A 17,563-nucleotide genomic window follows, 5' to 3' on the forward strand; every position below is an offset into this window, starting at 1 on the left:
CTGCAGCGCAAATAAGCCGGGCGGGCGGTCGCTTCGAAGCTTGACAGGCTTGCCCTCGCAACCTTATATCCGCGCCGACCTTGGTGAACGCTCCGACATGCCTTTAGATTTAGGTGGATTTCGGGCTTTTCGCCGCCCTGGCGGGGTAGCTCAGTTGGTTAGAGCACGGGAATCATAATCCTGGGGTCGGGGGTTCAAGTCCCTCTCCCGCTACCAAATCATCATAAGCCATTGAAATCATAGCGAAAACGGGTAGTTGTGGTGGCGCCCCGTCCAAGAATCTTGAATGATTTCAAGGGTTGAGGCGTCCGCCTGGTGCCGCACATTGCCTAACGTTTGTTTCTGCATGCCGCTTAGTCCGACTTGGCAAGTGCTTTCAGGATAAAGCCAATCTGCTCTCGCAAGCTCGCCTCGGTGTCTTCGCCGTGTTGGACGCAGTGCTCGATCAGAACCGGATGGAAGAACGACATGAACGCGGTCTTGACCGCGCGCGCCGCCTCTGCCGGGTCGCTGACCTTGAATTCGCCCGCTCCAATGCCCTCGCGGATGATCGCCTCGAAGATCGTGACCATCCACTCAATATGAGCTTTGACGATCTCCCGGTCCTCCCGCATGACCGCGACAATCATGTCGTGCATGTGCTTCTGCTCGATCAGTGTCGCCTTGCCATGATTATGAATTGCGATCAAAAGCCGACTGATTTTTTCCGACGCCGTGGCGTTCGTACGTGCGATCGCAAAGGCGATATCGGCAGCCTCGTCCAGGATCCGCTTGCAGATGAACCCGTTGATCGCATCCCTAGAGGGAAAGAAACGGTAGACATTTGCCCGGCTCATGCCGAGGTCTGAGGCGATGTCGTACATCGACGTCTTATGGGAGCCGATGCGGCGAAAGTGCTTCTCCGCTACCTCAAGAATGCGCGCGCGCACCGAGTCGAGATCAGTTCGCACTCGGATCGGGTGATTCATTGATCTCTCCGGGACTGATCAATCGGATCTGCAAGACTTGCCCGTCGAGCATCTGGAAGCGGGCACGATCGTCCCGCCCGCAAGGCAAGTCCTTTGGGCCGGCCTCGACCCCATTTCATCCGGCACGAGTCCTATTCCGCGGCCATTGCCAGCCGCAGTTGCGGTTCTGGCTCTTGCGTTGGGGCGGCCTCATGGTTCTCGTCCGCGGTCGGTTTGATCCGGAACCACGCGGTATAGAGCGCGGGAAGGAAGAGTAGGATCAATACCGTGCCAACCGCCGTGCCCCCGATCAGCGTATAGGCCATCGATCCCCAGAAGACGGAGTGCGTGAGGGGTATGAAGGCCAGCACTGCGGCAAGCGCGGTTAGGATCACGGGCCGCGCGCGCTGCACTGTGGCCTCGATGACGGCGTGATAGGCGTCGAGGCCTGCGGCGCGGTTTTCCTTAATCTGTTCGGTCAGGATCAGCGTGTTGCGCATCAGGATGCCGGCCAATCCTATCAGGCCCAGAATGGCGTTGAAGCCAAAGGGCTGGTGGAAGACGAGCAACATCGGCACGACGCCGACGAGGCCAAGCGGCCCCGTTAGCACGACCATGAACATCGTCGAGAAGGATCGCACTTGGAGCATGATGACGATCAGCATGGCGGCGATCATGGCCGGGAAGATCTTGCCCAACGCGGTGTTGGCCTTTTCAGCCTCCTCGATCGATCCGCCCATTTCGATGCTATAGCCAGCCGGAAGGGATGCGATCAGCGGCTGAAGGGCTTTCACGACCTGTTTTGAGACCTCCGGAGGCTGGGTCGCTTCGTTGATGTCGGAGCGGATTGTGATAACGGGCGTGCGGTCGCGGCGCTTCAGGATCGGCTCTTCAAGACGGATTTCGGAATGGCCGATCTGGTCGAGCGGAATCTGCCGGCCGTCGCGGCTCATCAATGAGAAATCCGCCAGGTGCGCCGGATCCAGCCGCTCGCCGCCGGCGCTGCGCGCCACGATAGGGACATTGCGGATGTCCTCGCGGACCTGCGTGACCGGGATGCCGGTAAGGAGGAATTGCAGCTGCTGAGCCACCTCGGTCGGCGACAGGCCGATGAGGCTCAATCTATCCTGGTCCGGGACGAAGCGAAGCACGGGCGTGCGATTGCCCCAGTCGCGGTTGGCCTGCCGCACGTCCGGGACGCCCCGCAAGATGCCGAGGGCCTTCTCGGAGATACTGTAGAGTTGCGCAGGATCAGGTCCCATGACCCGGAACTCGACCGGGAACGGCGTGTAGGGGCCGAACACGAGCTGCGTGACGCGCACATTGGCTTCCGGCGCGAGGCCCTGTGCCACCGCCTCTCGAAGCCGGTGCTTCAATTCCTCGCGCGCCTCGGCATTCGGGGTCAGAACGACGATCTTGGCAAAGGCGGGATCGGGCAGCTCAGGCGCCATCGCGAAGAAGAAGCGCGGGGCGCCCTGACCGACATAGCTCGTGACGATCTTGGCTTCGGGCTGTCCGTCCAGCCAGTGCTCGAGCTTCTCGACCGTGGCGGTCGTCGTCTCGATGCTGGTGCCTTCCGGCAGGCGAACCTCCACCAGCACTTCCGGGCGGTCGGATGTGGGGAAGAACTGCTGCTTGATGGCACCCATGCCGACAACGGAGAGCGTGAAAGCGATGCCGACAATACCGGAGGTCACGAACTTGTGGCGCACGGCAAAAGTGATGAGCCGCCTCAGGCGCCGATAGTTAGGCGTGTCGTAGATCGCGTGGTGACCGCCTTCGATCGGTTTGATGGCGGGCAGCATCTTGACGCCGAGATAGGGCGTGAAGACCACGGCGACGATCCAGGAGACGATGAGGGCGAAACCCACAACCCAGAAGATGTTGCCAGCGTATTCGCCGGCCGTCGAGCGAGCGAAGCCCACCGGCAGGAAGCCGGCTATCGTGACCAGCGTTCCCGACAGCATCGGTGCCGCCGTGTGGCTCCAGGCATAGGCCGCCGCCTTGATACGGTCCATGCCCTCTTCCATCTTGACCACCATCACCTCGATCGCGATGATGGCGTCGTCGACGAGAAGACCGAGCGCCAGGATGAGCGCGCCGAGCGTGATGCGATCGAAGAACCGTCCCGTCTCCAGCATAATGAGGAACACGGCGGCAAGCGTCAGGGGGACGGCGGCCGCCACGACGATGCCGACCCGCCAGCCCATGCTCAGCAGGCTGATCAGCAGCACGACGCCCAGCGCCATCGCGAACTTCATCATGAACTCGTCGACCGCCGAGGTAATGTTGACCGCTTGGTCTGACACCTTGTCGAGCGTCATCCCGAGCGGCAATGTCCGTACGATGGCCGCCGTCCTGTCCTCCAGCGCCTTGCCGAGTGCGCGACCATCCCAGCCCTCCTGCATAACGGCCGCGAGCATGATCGTGGGCTCACCCTGGCGCCGGATGAGATACGTGGGAGGATCTTCATAGCCGCGGCGGACCTCGGCGATGTCGGAAAGTTTGAGCGTCCGCCCGGAGGCAACGATCGGCGTGTCGGCGATCGTCTGGACACTGTCATAGGCGCCATTGACCCTGATGAAGACCTGCGGCCCGTCAGTGTCGATCGAGCCCGCCGGGGTGACAGTGTTCTGCCGCTGCAAGGCGGCAATGATATCCTGGGCCGACACTCCGAGCGTAGCCAGCCTGGCGTAGGAGAACTCGACGAAAATCTGCTCGGGACGTTCACCGAGGATGTTGATCTTCTTGACGCCGGGCACGTGCAAGAGGTCCTGGCGGATCGCCTCGGCCTGCCTGGCCAGCTCACGCATCGGCATGCCTTTGGCCTTGAGCGCATAAAGAGCGAAGCTGACATCCGAGTACTCATCGTTGATGAAGGGCCCGTAGACGCCGGGCGGCAGGTTGCGGGCTTCATCCCCGAGCTTCTTGCGGGCCTGGTAGAACTCTTCCTGCACGGCGGATGGCGGCGTGCTGTCCTTCAGCGTGACCGTCATATACGCATAGCCCGGCCGCGTAGTCGTCTCCACCCGGTCGTACCAGGTCAGCTCCTGAAGCCGCTTCTCCAAGGGTTCGGCGACGAGGTCCTGCATCTCGCGCGCTGTCGCGCCTGGCCATGTCGTCGTGACGGTCAGGGTCTTGATGGTAAAGTTGGGGTCCTCCGCTCGGCCGAGCATAAGGAAGGCGTAGGCGCCGGCAGCCACCAGCAGGAGGATGAAGAACAGAGTGACGGCCCGTTCGCGAACGGCGAGCGCTGAAAGATTGAGGGTCATCCTCAGTTGCTCCCGATTTCAGAGGCAGTCCTCACGCGAGCACCCTCTTGCAGGAGATGAGCGCCGAGCGACACGATGGGAACACTGGAGCTTAGTCCGGAGATCACAGCGGTTTCGCTGGCTACACGAACAAGCTGGACGGGTTGAAAGTGCACGGTCGACGTGCCCTTGTCCAAGACCCAAACGCCAGTCTTCCGGCCGTCGTCGAGCACGGCTCCCAACGGCACCTGGACCTCAGGCTGACTCGCCTGGGTTGCAACCCGAATGGTCACCGTCGCGCCAAGCGGTGCCGCCGCAGCCTCACCGTCAAGCACGTAGCGGGCCTCATAGGTGCGGGTCTGGGTATCGGCGGAGTTGGATAATTGTCGCAGATGTGCCGCATGGCGGTGCTCATCGCCACCATACACGCTGGCCTCGGCCGCCGAGCCGATCGCCGGCCTGATCGTTTCGGGAAGTGATACCACCGCTTCGCGGAGGCCGGCCTGGGCGATCCGGACCACTGTCTGGCCGGCGGAGACGACCTGACCCGGCTCACCGAGCGTATCGACCACCGTTCCATCGGCGTCCGCCACCAGGACTGCGTATGTCGCTTCGTTCTCCGCGACCTTCGCTTCCGCTTCGGCGGCGGCGAGCTGGGCCGTAGCGGTATCCAGCGCGGTCTTGGCCTGTTCGTATCGCTGCGGAGTTGCAGCCAATCCGTCTTTCACCAAAGCCGCATAGCGTTTCTCGTCTGCTGCCGCCTGGATTAGGACAGCGTGTGCCGCGGCGACTGCGTTGCGCTTTGCCGTGAGCGCAAGTTGTAGATCGGTCTCGTCGATCCGCATGAGCGGCTGTCCAGCCTTGACCTGATCGCCAGCATCCACGAGGCGCTGGACAATCTTGCCGGGCACGCGAAAACCAAGGTTGCTCTGCACTCGCGCCGCGACAATGCCGGTAAAACTGCGCGCAGACCCGGTGACTTGCTCTCCCGTCACCAGTCTGACGATCGGAGGTTCCTGCCTCGGGTCGGCAGCGACGGCGGCTGCCTGCGTGCGGTCAGAAAGTGTCACGAATGCCAGTGCCGCTGATCCTGCGATCAGGATACTGCCCAGCACAATTAGGGGTCTCTTTTTCATGCCCATCGCCTCACGTCAAAATAGATTGCATTCACACTCTATAACTGGCATAGATTACGAACGCAATCTAAAAAAGGAGATCGATGATGCGCGTGAGTCGCACTCAGGCTGCGGAAAACCGCGAGACGGTGATCGATGTGGCAAGCCGCCTTTTCCGGAAGCATGGCTTTGACGGCATCGGCCTTAAGGATCTGATGAAGGGCGCCGGGCTGACCCAAGGCGCTTTTTACAAGCAATTCGCATCAAAGGAGGACTTGGAGGCGCTGGCCTCCAGGCGGGCACTGGAGCACGCATCGCGTCGATGGTGGGACGCGGCCGCGAAAAATCCCAAGGACCCGCTTGGTGCAGTGATCGAGTTCTACCTCAGCGCCGGACATCGCGAAGAAAGGATGGACGGCTGCCCGGTCGTGGCGCTGGGCTCGGATGCTGCCAGGCAGGGCAGCGACGTAAAAGCATCCTTCGAAGCCGGGATCAGGGAATATCTCGGGCTGCTCGACGGATGGGTTGGCGATGCCCACGGCGAGGATCCCGATGGAAAGGCCATGGCCGTCCTATCGACGATGGTCGGTGCGGTCGTCCTTTCACGGGCCGTCAACGACAAGCAACTGTCGAACCAGTTTCTGCAAGCCGCAGCCGAGAGCGTGCTGCAGCGATCATCGTCCAGCAATGCTCAGGAAGAGCCGCCCCTATGACGGTGGTTTCTCCAAGCGGGATGCACTTCTATCCACCTCTTTAGGCTGATGGGTAAGCGGCAATCCAACGTCCGTCAGGATTGTGCCAGCGCGTGGGGCAGAGCCTCGCGGCGCAAGCGATTTGATAGGTGAGTATATGCGACGCATAGTCGTTACAGGCATGGGAGCGGTCACGCCGCTTGCTGCAAACGTCGAGGCAACCTGGACGCGGCTCCTGAGCGGTCGCTCGGGCATCACGAGGCTTGCGGACGAGGTCGTGGGAGAGTTGCCCGCAAAGGTCGGCGGCGTGGTTCCCTCCCTGGAAGACGATCCCGAGGCCGGCCTCGATGCCAATGCCTTCGTGGCTCCGAAGGACCAGCGCAGAATCGACCGATTCATTCTTTTCGCGTTGGCCGCGGCGGAAGAGGCGCTTGCCCAGGCGAGATGGGAGCCGAGTTCGGAGAGCGATCGGGTTCGCACCGCAACGATCATCGCTTCAGGTGTCGGAGGTTTTCCGGCCATCACGGAGGCGGTGCGGACAGTCGACCAGCGCGGAGTACGGCGTCTTTCACCATTCACGGTCCCATCCTTTCTGGTCAACATGGCGGCCGGCCACATCTCGATTCGCTACGGATTCAAGGGGGCGCTCGGCGCGCCTGTGACGGCCTGTGCGGCAGGTATCCAAGCAATCGGCGATGCCGCCCGCCTCATCCGGGCCGATGACGCGGATGTCGCCGTGTGCGGTGGCACCGAAGCTTGCATGAACGTGGTCAGTCTGGGCGGCTTTGCGGCGGCACGCTCGCTTTCGACCTCCTACAATCATCGCCCCGACCAGGCCTCTCGTCCATTCGACATGTCACGGGACGGCTTCGTCATGGGCGAAGGCGCTGGCATCCTGGTCATCGAGGAGTTGAGCCATGCACTGGCGCGCGGCGCGGAACCGCTCGCCGAGGTCGTCGGCTACGGCACGACGGCGGATGCGTATCACGTCACTTCAGGTCCCGAGGACGGCGATGGCGCGCGCCGAGCTATGGAGATTGCAATCGCTCAGGCAGGGATTTCGGCGCGCGAGGTCCGTCATCTCAATGCCCATGCAACCTCCACGCCGGTGGGCGACCTTGGTGAGATCGAAGCGATCAAGAGCGTGTTCGGGCACGATTTCGGGATAGCCGTCAGCGGAACGAAGTCGGCGACAGGCCACCTGCTCGGCGCCGCCGGCGGGCTTGGCGCGATCTTCACGATCCTTGCGCTCAGGGATCAGGTGGCACCGCCTACTCTCAATTTGAATACCCCGGATCCAGCGGGTGAAGGGATCGACTTCGTCGCAAACCGGGCTCGGCGAATGGAGATGGAGTACGCGATCTCCAACGGTTTTGGCTTCGGAGGGGTCAACGCCAGCGCCCTATTCCGGCGCTGGGACGGAGAAGGTGCCAGGCGTGAACGCTGGAGCCCTTCATGATTGACGCTTTTGCTCCGGTCTTTCTGCCTTTCTCCACTCTACTCCAACCCAAGAAAGTGATTTCCATGAACAAGATCAATCCTGGCGTTGCCATCGTCACAGGGGCATCCTCGGGCATCGGACATGCAACGGCCAACGCCCTACAGGGCGCGGGCTTTCGCGTATTCGGCACCAGCCGTCGCGCGGTCTCTGGAAAAAGCGGCGGCGTAACCATGCTGACCTGCGATGTGACCGACGACACGTCCGTATCGCAACTGGTCGACGAGGTGCTGGACGAAACGGGGCGCATCGACCTGCTTGTCAACAATGCCGGCATGGGCCTGTTTGGCGCGGCCGAGGAATCCTCGACTGGTCAAGCCCAGGCGCTGTTCGACGTGAACGTCTTCGGCGTTTTCCGCATGACAAACACGGTCCTGCCGACGATGCGACGCCAGGGCGAGGGCAGAATCGTCAATGTGAGTTCGGTGCAGGGGTTCATCCCCGCTCCCTATTTCGCACTTTACGCCTCGACCAAACACGCGATCGAGGGCTACTCCGAATCGCTGGACCACGAAGTGCGCCCGTTCGGAATTCGCGTGGCATTGGTCGAGCCCGCCTATACCCGCACGTCATTCGAAGAAAGCCTCGCCACCCCGGATCAATTGCTCGATATCTACAACTCGTCGCGGGCCGGCATGAAAGAGGCGGTTCGGAAAGCGATGGAAAAGGGTGATACGCCCGAGGTGGTGGCCAAGACAGTTCTGGCGGCTGCGACCGACCCAGACCCGAAGCGGCGCTACACGGCCGGAAAAACAGCTCGCCAGGTCAGTTTCCTGCGCCGTTTCGTTCCCGCGTCCGCATTTGACAAGAGCCTTCGAAAGCAACTCGGCCTTCCGGTCTGATTCGACGGAGCAGGAACCGTCGATCTGGTAGGTGGGGGGGGGAAAGGCGGTAGCGCTCTCCCGCTACCAGTCCACCGACAGATGGGCCGGTGCCGAATGTTGAAGCGGAGAGAACGGTCCTCCGCCACCACCGCTAACAACACCTAGGCTTCCGAAGCCTCTCGCTGCTACCCACCAGTTGCCGCGGATCGAGCGCCTCACAGACGCCACCGGAAACCAATGCGCCTTGCGACGCTGTAAAAACGAGCGGCACGGGATACAATTGCCGGAGCGAATGCGTCCTCGGGATGGCTCAAATGTCCTCCGTCGATTCTCTCGCCGCGAGACTATTGTCGGCGACATTGATGTTCGATCGTGCGTCGTTGCTGGCGCTCGAGGCTTTGGCCGCCGAATCCGACCGTCTAGTCCTAAGGCGCGGTGAGGTCCTGGTTCGCGAAGGCGATCCATCGGACAGGTTCTTCGTCGTGCTGTCCGGTCGCTTTACGGTACACAAAGGAGATCGGATTGGCTCGGTCGCCGAGATCGCACAGGGCGAACTGGTCGGCGAAATTGGTTTCTTTGCAGGGCTGCCCCGTACGGCCACTGTCCTTGCAGCGCGCGATTCGATCGTCCTTGAAATCAGTCGCAATCATTTCGAGAAGGCGGCCGAGGCTCTGCCGAACCTGAGAGAGGCGGTCACAACATCTCTGGCGCGCCGGTTCGCCACGCAATCTCCGATTTTGTCACGTCAGAAACCTGCCAAGATCCGAACGCTTGCCATCATCGCAGCCGGCGGAAGCCGCATCTCACCGGTTTTCATCGGGCACCTACAGCAAGAGTTCGGTGCGCTCACGCACGCTCAGTTCGTTTCCCGGCATGACGTCCACGCGAGGTTCGCGGGTCGTCCGATCGACGACCAGCCGGTCCTTAACTGGTTGAACGAACTCGAGGCGCAAGCTGAATTCGTTGTCTACGTCGCCGATGAAGAACCTAATGAATGGACACGAGTCTGCATTCGCCAGGCCGATACCGTCCTGCTTGTAGCGAACGCATCCTCCTCGCCTCGCTTGAACACGGCCGAGGAATTGGCGCTATCGGTCCATCCACCATCGACCGGTCGGCTTGTCCTAGTTCACGACAATCGCTCGGCTGCGGTCTACGGAACCTCTGCGTGGCTCGATGAGCGTCCCCATGTCGGCCAGCATCATCATGTTGCGCTGGAGGACGTGTCTGATATCCAGCGCCTGGTCCGATTTATTTCCTGCAAGGCCCGTGGCTTCGTGGCGGCGGGGGGTGGGTCCCTGGGCAGCGCCCATCTGGGCGTCTACAAGGCCTTCGTCGAGGCGGGCGCGCGCTTCGACTATCTCGGCGGGACGAGTTCCGGAGCCGCGATGATGGCCGGCTTCGCAAGAGGGTTGGACGCGGAGCAGATCGACCGCGGCACGCACAACGTATTTGTTAAGAGCAGGGCGTTTCGGCGCCCCACCTTGCCGCGTTTCGCGCTTCTAGATCACAAAGCCTTCGATCGAGCCCTTCGGGAAGAATACGGCGACGTCCTGATCGAAGATCTTTGGCTTCCGTTCTTTGCGCTTTCGACCAATCTGAGCAGCCGTCAGCCCCATGTCCACCGTCGTGGGAAACTCTGGCAAGCCGTTCGGGCATCCGGCTCGCTCCCGGGTGTCCTGCCGCCGTTCTTTACGGCTGACGGCGATATGCTGGTGGACGGCGCCATCATGAACAATTTGCCGCTGGAACAGATGAGGGAACTCAAGACCGGCCCCAATGTGATCGTGAGCTTTGGGTCCAATGGACCGCAAAAATACCACGTCGACTATGACCGCATCCCCGGAAGATCGGAACTGGCGGTCGCCCTGCTGAACCCTTTCGGCCGTGCCCGCCTGCCGCAGGTTCCGAGCATGCTTCAGGTTATTGCCGCGAGTATGCTGGCACACGGGCCGCAGGACATTGCCGTCGGCGACGAGGATGTCTTGGTCTGTCCGCAGGTCTCGAGCACCTTCATGGATTGGAGTCGGCATTCCGAGCTGTTTTCGGACGCCCACGGCCGCACGGCGCAATGGATCGAGGAACGTCTCCGCCAGAACGACTCAGGCCTCCGGGCGATGCTAGGTAACGCACATACTTAGCGCATCACCACTAGACTTTGCGCCTTCCGTTGCTGCCCTGCATCGCGGTCCCCATTGCCGAACTTACCGGCCCGGCGACTGAGCGATCATGTTGCAGTCGGCTGTGCGGTCGGAACGCGTCGTGTAGGCGGCGTGGATCACCTGACCCATGTTCATGGAAATTTCACGCACCAGCTTTAGCCGGACCGCGGTAGCGAACATGGCGGCCTCGGTGACGCCGATCGCAAATGCGTCTGGTCCGCCAATGACGCAGCGTTCGAAATAGGATTGCAGATAGGAACGGTCGTAGATCGCAAACCCGCCGGCCCAGCCGATGCGGGGCAGTGCGATCGGCAACCCGTTGATCGTCACGCCTTCCGCCAGAAGGACCTGCCGGATGGGATCAAGCGGCGCTCCGGCATTGTTGGGTCCATCGCCGGATACGTCAACAACCCTGCGCGGGCTTCGCAAGCCACTCTTCGCGAACAGATCATGCGCCGCCCACAATGCGCCGGAGATCGACGTTCCGCGACCTACGGTCAACGGCAGCGCCGCGAGCCTGTCTGCCAAGATCAGGGCGTCCTCGCGGCCTTCAACAATTGTCCACGGCATGATGACTGTTTGCTGGTGTGGCCCTGCCCACTCCAGATAAAGCACTGCAATTCTGCCCCGCTCTCCCGACTTGATGGCCGTCGCGATGTCCGCGTGGCGGAAGGCACTGACGTAGCCGTCGCGTTGCACTCGTTGCTCAACGTTGCTCATCGAAGGCGAAACGTCCACGGCCAGGATCAATTGCAGATCGACTTCGGCCAGGTGGTCAGCGGGACGGTCGGTCGCGTGAGCCTGCGACGCCATCGCGAAGAACAGCAGGCAGACGGCCGTGAGCCGCAGCACCGGTCTTGCACCCGCACATCGAGCAATCCGCACCAGGTCGTCCATGGCGAGCCTCTCGCTGACATGCAATTGTCGGTCCGAGGCGTCCCGCGCGTCACGAACAGCTTCCGATCATTCGCCGAAATCTGCGCTCCGCGCCCGTCGGATGGTGATGACGCTTCGCAGTCCGTGCTAATATCGAAGCATTGGACTGCGGCCTCCTGCGTGAGGAAACCGGCTTGGATAGCTCGCCGCCCACGACGTTCGTACTCAACGGCATTACCGCCGACGTGAGCAGCGAGACCTTGCGCGACAAGTCCAACAGGACGATCGCACTTCGCCAGCAGACCTTTGCGGTGCTTCGTCACCTTCTGGCGAACGCGGATCGCGTCGTCACCAAGGACGACCTGATGAGGGCGGTCTGGAACGGGATAGCCGTCACCGACGACAGCCTGGTGCAATGCATTCACGAGATCCGTGCGGCGCTCAACGACAGCCGGCAGACCGTCGTGCAGACAGTGCCGAGGCGCGGCTACAGGCTGGTCCTTCCCGCAAATGCCGGACCGAGGATGGCGACCATCCTGGCAGCCGAATTGGCCTCCGAGAGCCGGCCGACAGTCAAGCGGATTTCCGCCACATCTCTCCGGGAGTACCAGCAGATCATCGATCGGCTGCTGGTCCAACATGCGGGTCGCGCGTTCTGGAACGGCGAAGGGAGCCTGGTCGCCGAGTTTGCCGGCCCTGTCGAAGCGATGCGGTGTGCGAGCGAGATCCAGCATGAGGTCGACAGGCGGGACTGCGAAGTTCCCGAGACAAAGCGCCTGCGCTTCCGCATCGGCGTTCACCTGGCCTATGTCGTCGCCGAGGGCGACCACCTCGCAGGCGAGGCCGTCGAGGTCGCCGCGCATCTGCAAATTCTGTCACGACCGGGTGGGATTTGCGTCACCGAAGCGGTCCACGCCCAGGCGCAAGACCGGCTCTCGCTGGAATTCGTCGATCTCGGCGAGCACAAGCTGAAGAGTGTCGCGCGCGCCTTGCGCATCTACCGCGTACCGCTTGCTTCGGAGGAACCGGTCAAGTCGCCATTTCGCGGCCTCGATGCCTTCGAATTCGAAGATGCCGACCTGTTCTTCGGCCGGGCGCGGGCGATTGCTGCCTGCACTGCAAGACTGGAGCAGCAGGCAGCCAGCGGCCCGGCATTCCTGCTCATCTACGGGATGAGCGGTTGCGGCAAGTCTTCCCTGCTGCGCGCCGGCCTGATGCCGTCTTTGACGCGGCCTGGAGCCGTGGCGGGCATATCCCTGTGGCGGCGCTGCCTGATCCGCCTATCCGAAGGACCGGATGCGTTCGCTGTGCTGGCTGCGGCCCTGCTTGGCGAAGCTGCTGTGCCGGAACTGTCGCGCGACGTAACAGCCGCGGAGCTGGCGCTGCTCTGCAGGAACGCGCCGGACCGGGCGCTGGCGATGATCCGGCAGGCACTTGGCAAGGCCGCCGGATCGGCCCGCTCGCAGATCAGATTGCTGGTTGCCATCGATCAGCTCGAGGAGCTTTTCACCACGCAGAAGCAGCCGGCGACGCGCGAGGCCCTTGTGCGGCTCATGGCGGTGCTGGCCGCGAGCGGACTGGTCTGGGTGATCGCGGCGATCCGTTCGGACTTCTTTCACCGCTGCGGCGAGGTGCCGGGCTTCTCGGCGCTCAAGGACGGTCTCGCCAGCTACGAACTCCTGCCGCCGACCGGCCCGGAGATCGCGCAGATCATCCGCGAGCCCGCGGGCGTTGCCGGGCTCCGCTTCGAGCAGAATGCCGAGTTGGGGCGGCTCGATGATGTGCTGCAGGAGGCAGCTGCTGCCGATCCCGGATCATTGCCGCTTCTCGAGTTTGTGCTCGACGCGCTGTACGAGGCCGGTCGCGAGCGCCGGCTCCTCACCTTTTCGCATTATCGCGCGCTCGGCGGGCTCGAAGGCGCAATCGCGCGCCGCGCCGATGAAGTCGTAGATCTGCTGGCGCCCAAGATCCAGGAGGCCTTGCCCGCGGTGCTGGGCGCCCTCACCACGGCAAATCCGGGCGATGAAACGGTGACGGCGCGTCCTGCCCTGCTCACCGAAGTTGCAGGCACTCCCGCGCGATCGGCCCTCGTCAGGGCCCTGATCGACGCCCGGCTCCTCGTCAGCGATGAGGACGCCGCAGGCCATGTCGTCGTCCGCGTAGCACATGAAGCACTGCTGAGCCGTTGGCCGCGCGCCGGTGACATTGTGAACGCAAACCGGAACTTCCTCGAGACACGCGACCGCCTCAGGGCCGACGCTCACCGTTGGCACCTGGAGAACAGGAATAGAGAGCTTCTCCTTCCGTCCGGCAAACGCCTCGCCGAAGGCGAAGAGCTGATGCTGTCACGACGGGAGGAGGTCGACGATGCCGTCCTTGAGTACATCGAAGAGTCCTTGCGTGCCCATCGGCACAAGGAGGAGAAAGACCGGCACGCGGAGCTGGCGCTGATCGAGGCCGCCGAAGAGGCAAAACGCGAGCGCCTGGAGCGCGAGGCCGAGCGCCGGAGCCTCGCGGCTGTCGCAGCAAACCGGCTCGCCCGACGGACGCGCAATGCCGCGATCGTGGCGATCGCGCTCGCTCTCATGGCGGGCGCAGGCGCGCTGGTCGCCTTCAAAGCGCGGGAGGAGGCAAGGGGCCAACGCGATCAGGCGCTGCGCAATCAGTCTCTTTCGCTCTCGTTTCTTTCGGAGCAGTCCGCGTCGAGAGGCAACACCGAGGCTGCGATCCTGTTGGCGCTCGAAGCACTGTCCTCGAAAGACCAGCCCAAGCGGCCCTATCTCTTTGAGGCTGAGACAGCCCTCTACAAGGCTCTGCTGGCGCACCGACAGATCAAAATCTTCCGGCATGGGGCCGGCGTGACGGATGCGGCATTCAATCCGGCCGGCGATCGCATCGTCACCGCATCCCACGACAAGACTGCAGCCGTCTGGGACATCTCCAGCGGCGCCGAAACCGCAGTTCTAAAAGGACATGAAGAGGCCCTGGAGAGGGCTGAATTCAGCCCGGATGGGAGCCGTATCCTGACGGCCGCGAGGGATGGCACTGCACGCCTTTGGGAGGCCACATCGGGAGAACAGCTCTTCATCCTGCGGCCTGTAAGCAACTATCCGACGGCAATCTTCAGCCCGGATGGCACCCGGGTGCTGACGGCGGGGGAGAACAGCGATGCAACGCTCTGGGATGCTCGGACCGGAAAGAAAGTCCTAGGTGTAAGGAGCGACGCATATACGCGTGCTGCTTTCAGTTCAGACGGCCGCAGCTTCGCGACGGCAGGCAGGCATTTTGTTTCGATCTGGAATAGCGCAGACGGCGCGCTGACGCGGTCAATCCGAGTGACCTCCTGGCCCTACAGCCTGGCGTTCAGCCCGGACGGAAGCCGGATGCTGGCCGGCCCGTGGGGTTGGCATTCACACCGCGACACTTCCAGCCTTTTCGATGTGTCGAAAGGAACGGAGATCGCAAAGTTGGCCGGCAGCAAGAGCGACACGCAATTGAACGGCGTGATTTTCAGTCACGGGGGTCAGCGAATCGCCACTGTATCCCTCGATGGCACTGCCCGGATTTGGGATGGAGTGTTGGGAACGCTGGATGATGTGCTCGGCCAGGAGGTTTCGGGATTGAAGGCAGACATCGACACGGATGAACGTGATGTGGAGATGACCGGTGCTTTCACCCCGGACGACCGCTTCCTGGCGACCGCCTCGGTCAATGGGCCGATCCGCATCTGGGACGTTGAACGCGCCTCGTTGGTGACGACGATCGCCGGCCATGAATCTTTGGTCGAGCATCTGGAATTCAGCCCGGTTGACAGCAACATTCTTCTCACTGCTTCACACGATGGCACCGCTCGGCTGTGGGATGTCGACGGCGCCCTCACGACCGCGCTCTCGCATGAATACCGGCCGACTTTCGCGGTCTTCAGTCCCGACAATGTCCACCTGCTGACCGGCGGCGGCGACAGCGCGGCGCACCTGTGGGATGTCGTGAGCGGGCGCGAGACAATCCGGCTCGATACACATGAGATCGTTCAAAGCGCGACGTTCAGCCTAGATGGAAGGCGCGTCGCGACGGCATCGCTTGGGGGCCAGGTCCGAATTTGGGATGTGGCCACGGGACACGAGACCACCCAGTTCCGATCACATGGCGGCCTGATCCAGATCCAGTTTGGTCGCGATGGCAAATCGCTTCTCTGCGCATCGATGAACGGCACCGCGCAGTTGTGGGACGCGGCGAACGGCACCAAGCTGGCCGTGATCAATACAAGCAGCAATCTGCCGCAGGCCATTCTCAGCCCTGACGGAAATCTGATCCTCTCGGCCAGGGAAGACAATGCGGGCCACTTGCTGACGACGGGCGGAGCCGAGCTCAGGGTTCTTGTGGGGCATCAGGATCGCATCACGGCAGCGGCCTTCAGCCCGGACGGTCAAATGGTCGCCACGGGCTCACTCGACCACACGGCTCGCATTTGGTCGACCGCGGACGGAGCAAACGTCGGAACGCTAGTGGGACACACCGGCGCGCTAACGGTCCTCGCCTTCAGCCCCGACGGTCAGTCGCTGCTGACCGGCTCGCGCGATGGAACCGTCCGCATCTGGGGCGTCGCTGGCGGACTGGAAAGGGCCGTTCTAAGGGGCCACAGCGGCGCCGTCGACAGCGCCCAGTTCAGTCCCAACGGTTTGTATGTCGTGACCGCGTCCTCGAAAGATCGCACGGTGCGGCTATGGGCGACGCAATCGGGGCGCCAAATTGCCGTCCTTGGCAGCCACGACGAAGCAACCGTTCTACTGGGCTTTACACGCGCAGCTTTCAGTTCCGACGGCACCCGCGTCGCAATTGTTGCCGGCGAAAAAAGTGTCCCTATCGTTCGTGTCTTCCAGGCGCCCAAGGACCTCATCGACTTCGCCCGGCGCACCGTGCCTCGCGAGCTCACCGCTTGCGAGCGGCGAAGCTTCTTCCTGCCTGCGGACCCTGCAACCGGCACCTGTCCGGGCTGATGTCGGCAACGGGCCAGATGTTGCCGCTTGAGCCGTCCGAGTGGCTCACAGGTTGCCGATGCAGAGATATTTGATTTCCAGATAGTCGTCCGCGCCGTGGCGGGAGCCCTCGCGGCCGAGGCCGGACTGCTTGATGCCGCCGAACGGCGCCGCTTCGCTGGATATCAGGCCGGTGTTGATCCCGACCATGCCATATTCCAGCGCCTCGGCCACCCGCCAGACCTTCTTCAGGTCGCCGGCGAAGAAATACGCCGCAAGTCCGAATTCGGTGTCGTTCGCCTGCGCGATCACGTCCTCGACGGTGTCGAAACGGAAGAGCGGCGCGACGGGGCCGAAAGTCTCCTCGCGCGCCACCTGCATGCCGCTTGTGACGCCCGTCAGCACTGTCGGCGAGAAGAACGTGCCGGCGCCTTTGATGCGCTTGCCGCCGGTCAGCACCTTGGCACCCTTCGATACCGCGTCCTCGACATGGCTCTCGACCTTCGCCAGGCCCTTGTCGTCGATCAGCGGGCCGACCATCACGCCTGCCTCGAAGCCGTCGCCGACCGGCATCGCCGCCACCTTTGCCGCGAGCCTGGCGGCGAAGGCGTCATAGACGCCGGACTGGACGTAGAGGCGGTTGGCGCAGACGCAGGTCTGGCCGGCATTGCGGTACTTGGAGGCGAGCGCGCCTTCGACCGCGGCGTCGAGATCGGCATCGTCGAAGACGATGAACGGCGCATTGCCGCCGAGCTCGAGGCTGACCTTCTTGATCTGGTCGGCGCACTGGCGCATCAGGATGCGGCCGACCTCGGTCGAGCCGGTGAAGCTGATCTTGCGCACCTTGTCGTTGCCGCACAATTCCTTGCCGATGGCCGGACCGTCTTCGCCGACGATGACGTTGAAGACGCCCGCCGGCACGCCGGCCTGCTCGGCAAGGACGGCCAGCGCCAGCGCCGAAAGCGGCGTCTGCTCGGCGGGCTTCGAGACGACCGTGCAGCCGACGGCGAGCGCCGGCGCGACCTTGCGGGCGATCATCGCGGCGGGAAAGTTCCACGGCGTGATCGTGCCGACGACGCCGACGGGCTGCTTGATGACCATCATGCGCTTGTCATTCGACGGTGCGGGGATCGTCTCGCCATAGATGCGCTTGGCTTCCTCGGCATACCACTCGACATAGGCGGCGGCGTAGAGGATCTCGCCGCGCGCCTCGGCGAAGGGC

At 62.8% G+C, this 17,563-nt stretch carries 10 protein-coding genes and 1 tRNA gene; 6 read left to right on the forward strand and 5 right to left on the reverse strand.

The features are described 5' to 3' along the window. Nucleotides 1-139 precede the first annotated feature (139 nt). Nucleotides 140-216, forward strand: a tRNA-Met gene (locus EN738_RS02205). A 137-nt stretch (nt 217-353) separates the two neighbouring features. Here EN738_RS02205 and EN738_RS02210 read toward each other — a convergent pair. From EN738_RS02210 to EN738_RS02220, 3 genes are all read right to left on the reverse strand, one after another. Next, a complete protein-coding gene (locus tag EN738_RS02210) occupies nt 354-968 on the reverse strand; it encodes a TetR family transcriptional regulator (protein WP_127282277.1) in 615 nt (204 codons plus the stop codon). 131 nt (nt 969-1,099) lie between these two features. After that, nucleotides 1,100-4,219, reverse strand: coding sequence for an efflux RND transporter permease subunit (locus tag EN738_RS02215; protein ID WP_127282278.1), 3,120 nt, complete (start codon nt 4,217-4,219; stop codon nt 1,100-1,102). A 2-nt stretch (nt 4,220-4,221) separates the two neighbouring features. Next, nucleotides 4,222-5,334 carry an efflux RND transporter periplasmic adaptor subunit gene (locus EN738_RS02220; RefSeq protein ID WP_127282279.1) on the reverse strand — a complete coding sequence of 371 codons (1,113 nt, stop codon included), beginning with the start codon at nt 5,332-5,334 and terminating at the stop codon, nt 4,222-4,224. An 86-nt stretch (nt 5,335-5,420) separates the two neighbouring features. Here EN738_RS02220 and EN738_RS02225 point away from each other — a divergent pair, with 86 nt between their 5' ends. The 4 genes from EN738_RS02225 (at nt 5,421) to EN738_RS02240 (ending at nt 10,468) form a co-directional block, all read left to right on the forward strand. Beyond that, nucleotides 5,421-6,026, forward strand: a complete 606-nt coding sequence (locus tag EN738_RS02225) for a TetR/AcrR family transcriptional regulator (RefSeq protein ID WP_127282280.1) — start codon at nt 5,421-5,423, stop codon at nt 6,024-6,026. Nucleotides 6,027-6,162: 136 nt separating this feature from the next. After that, entirely contained in the window at nt 6,163-7,464 is a 1,302-nt protein-coding gene (gene fabF, locus EN738_RS02230) for a beta-ketoacyl-ACP synthase II (RefSeq protein WP_127282281.1), read from the forward strand. A 65-nt stretch (nt 7,465-7,529) separates the two neighbouring features. Then, complete coding sequence (locus EN738_RS02235; protein ID WP_127282285.1) at nt 7,530-8,345, forward strand: oxidoreductase; 816 nt, start codon at nt 7,530-7,532, stop codon at nt 8,343-8,345. A 296-nt stretch (nt 8,346-8,641) separates the two neighbouring features. Further along, nucleotides 8,642-10,468: a patatin-like phospholipase family protein gene (locus EN738_RS02240; RefSeq protein WP_189605714.1), complete on the forward strand. Its 1,827-nt coding sequence runs from the start codon at nt 8,642-8,644 to the stop codon at nt 10,466-10,468. 63 nt (nt 10,469-10,531) lie between these two features. Here the strand turns inward: EN738_RS02240 and EN738_RS02245 are convergent, their stop codons facing one another. Beyond that, nucleotides 10,532-11,386: a DUF1194 domain-containing protein gene (locus EN738_RS02245; RefSeq protein ID WP_127282283.1), complete on the reverse strand. Its 855-nt coding sequence runs from the start codon at nt 11,384-11,386 to the stop codon at nt 10,532-10,534. Nucleotides 11,387-11,559: 173 nt separating this feature from the next. Here EN738_RS02245 and EN738_RS02250 point away from each other — a divergent pair, with 173 nt between their 5' ends. Further along, the gene (locus tag EN738_RS02250) at nt 11,560-16,362 is read left to right on the forward strand and encodes a winged helix-turn-helix domain-containing protein (RefSeq protein WP_127282284.1); all 4,803 of its coding nucleotides are present in this window, start codon (nt 11,560-11,562) and stop codon (nt 16,360-16,362) included. A 45-nt stretch (nt 16,363-16,407) separates the two neighbouring features. Here the strand turns inward: EN738_RS02250 and EN738_RS02255 are convergent. Next, the coding region (locus tag EN738_RS02255; protein ID WP_145966822.1) for an NAD-dependent succinate-semialdehyde dehydrogenase at nt 16,408-17,563 on the reverse strand (1,156 nt) is incomplete at its 5' end.

The organism is Mesorhizobium sp. M4B.F.Ca.ET.017.02.2.1, from assembly GCF_003998955.1.
Taxonomy (GTDB): domain Bacteria; phylum Pseudomonadota; class Alphaproteobacteria; order Rhizobiales; family Rhizobiaceae; genus Mesorhizobium; species Mesorhizobium abyssinicae.

What these genes read in the sequence shown, in the direction of transcription:
- EN738_RS02210 (WP_127282277.1), bottom strand. Translation starts at nt 968, where the DNA reads ATGAATCACCCGATCCGAGTGCGAACTGATCTCGACTCGGTGCGCGCG.
- EN738_RS02215 (WP_127282278.1), bottom strand. Translation starts at nt 4,219, where the DNA reads ATGACCCTCAATCTTTCAGCGCTCGCCGTTCGCGAACGGGCCGTCACT.
- EN738_RS02220 (WP_127282279.1), bottom strand. Translation starts at nt 5,334, where the DNA reads ATGAAAAAGAGACCCCTAATTGTGCTGGGCAGTATCCTGATCGCAGGA.
- EN738_RS02225 (WP_127282280.1), top strand. Translation starts at nt 5,421, where the DNA reads ATGCGCGTGAGTCGCACTCAGGCTGCGGAAAACCGCGAGACGGTGATC.
- fabF (WP_127282281.1), top strand. Translation starts at nt 6,163, where the DNA reads ATGCGACGCATAGTCGTTACAGGCATGGGAGCGGTCACGCCGCTTGCT.
- EN738_RS02235 (WP_127282285.1), top strand. Translation starts at nt 7,530, where the DNA reads ATGAACAAGATCAATCCTGGCGTTGCCATCGTCACAGGGGCATCCTCG.
- EN738_RS02240 (WP_189605714.1), top strand. Translation starts at nt 8,642, where the DNA reads ATGTCCTCCGTCGATTCTCTCGCCGCGAGACTATTGTCGGCGACATTG.
- EN738_RS02245 (WP_127282283.1), bottom strand. Translation starts at nt 11,386, where the DNA reads ATGGACGACCTGGTGCGGATTGCTCGATGTGCGGGTGCAAGACCGGTG.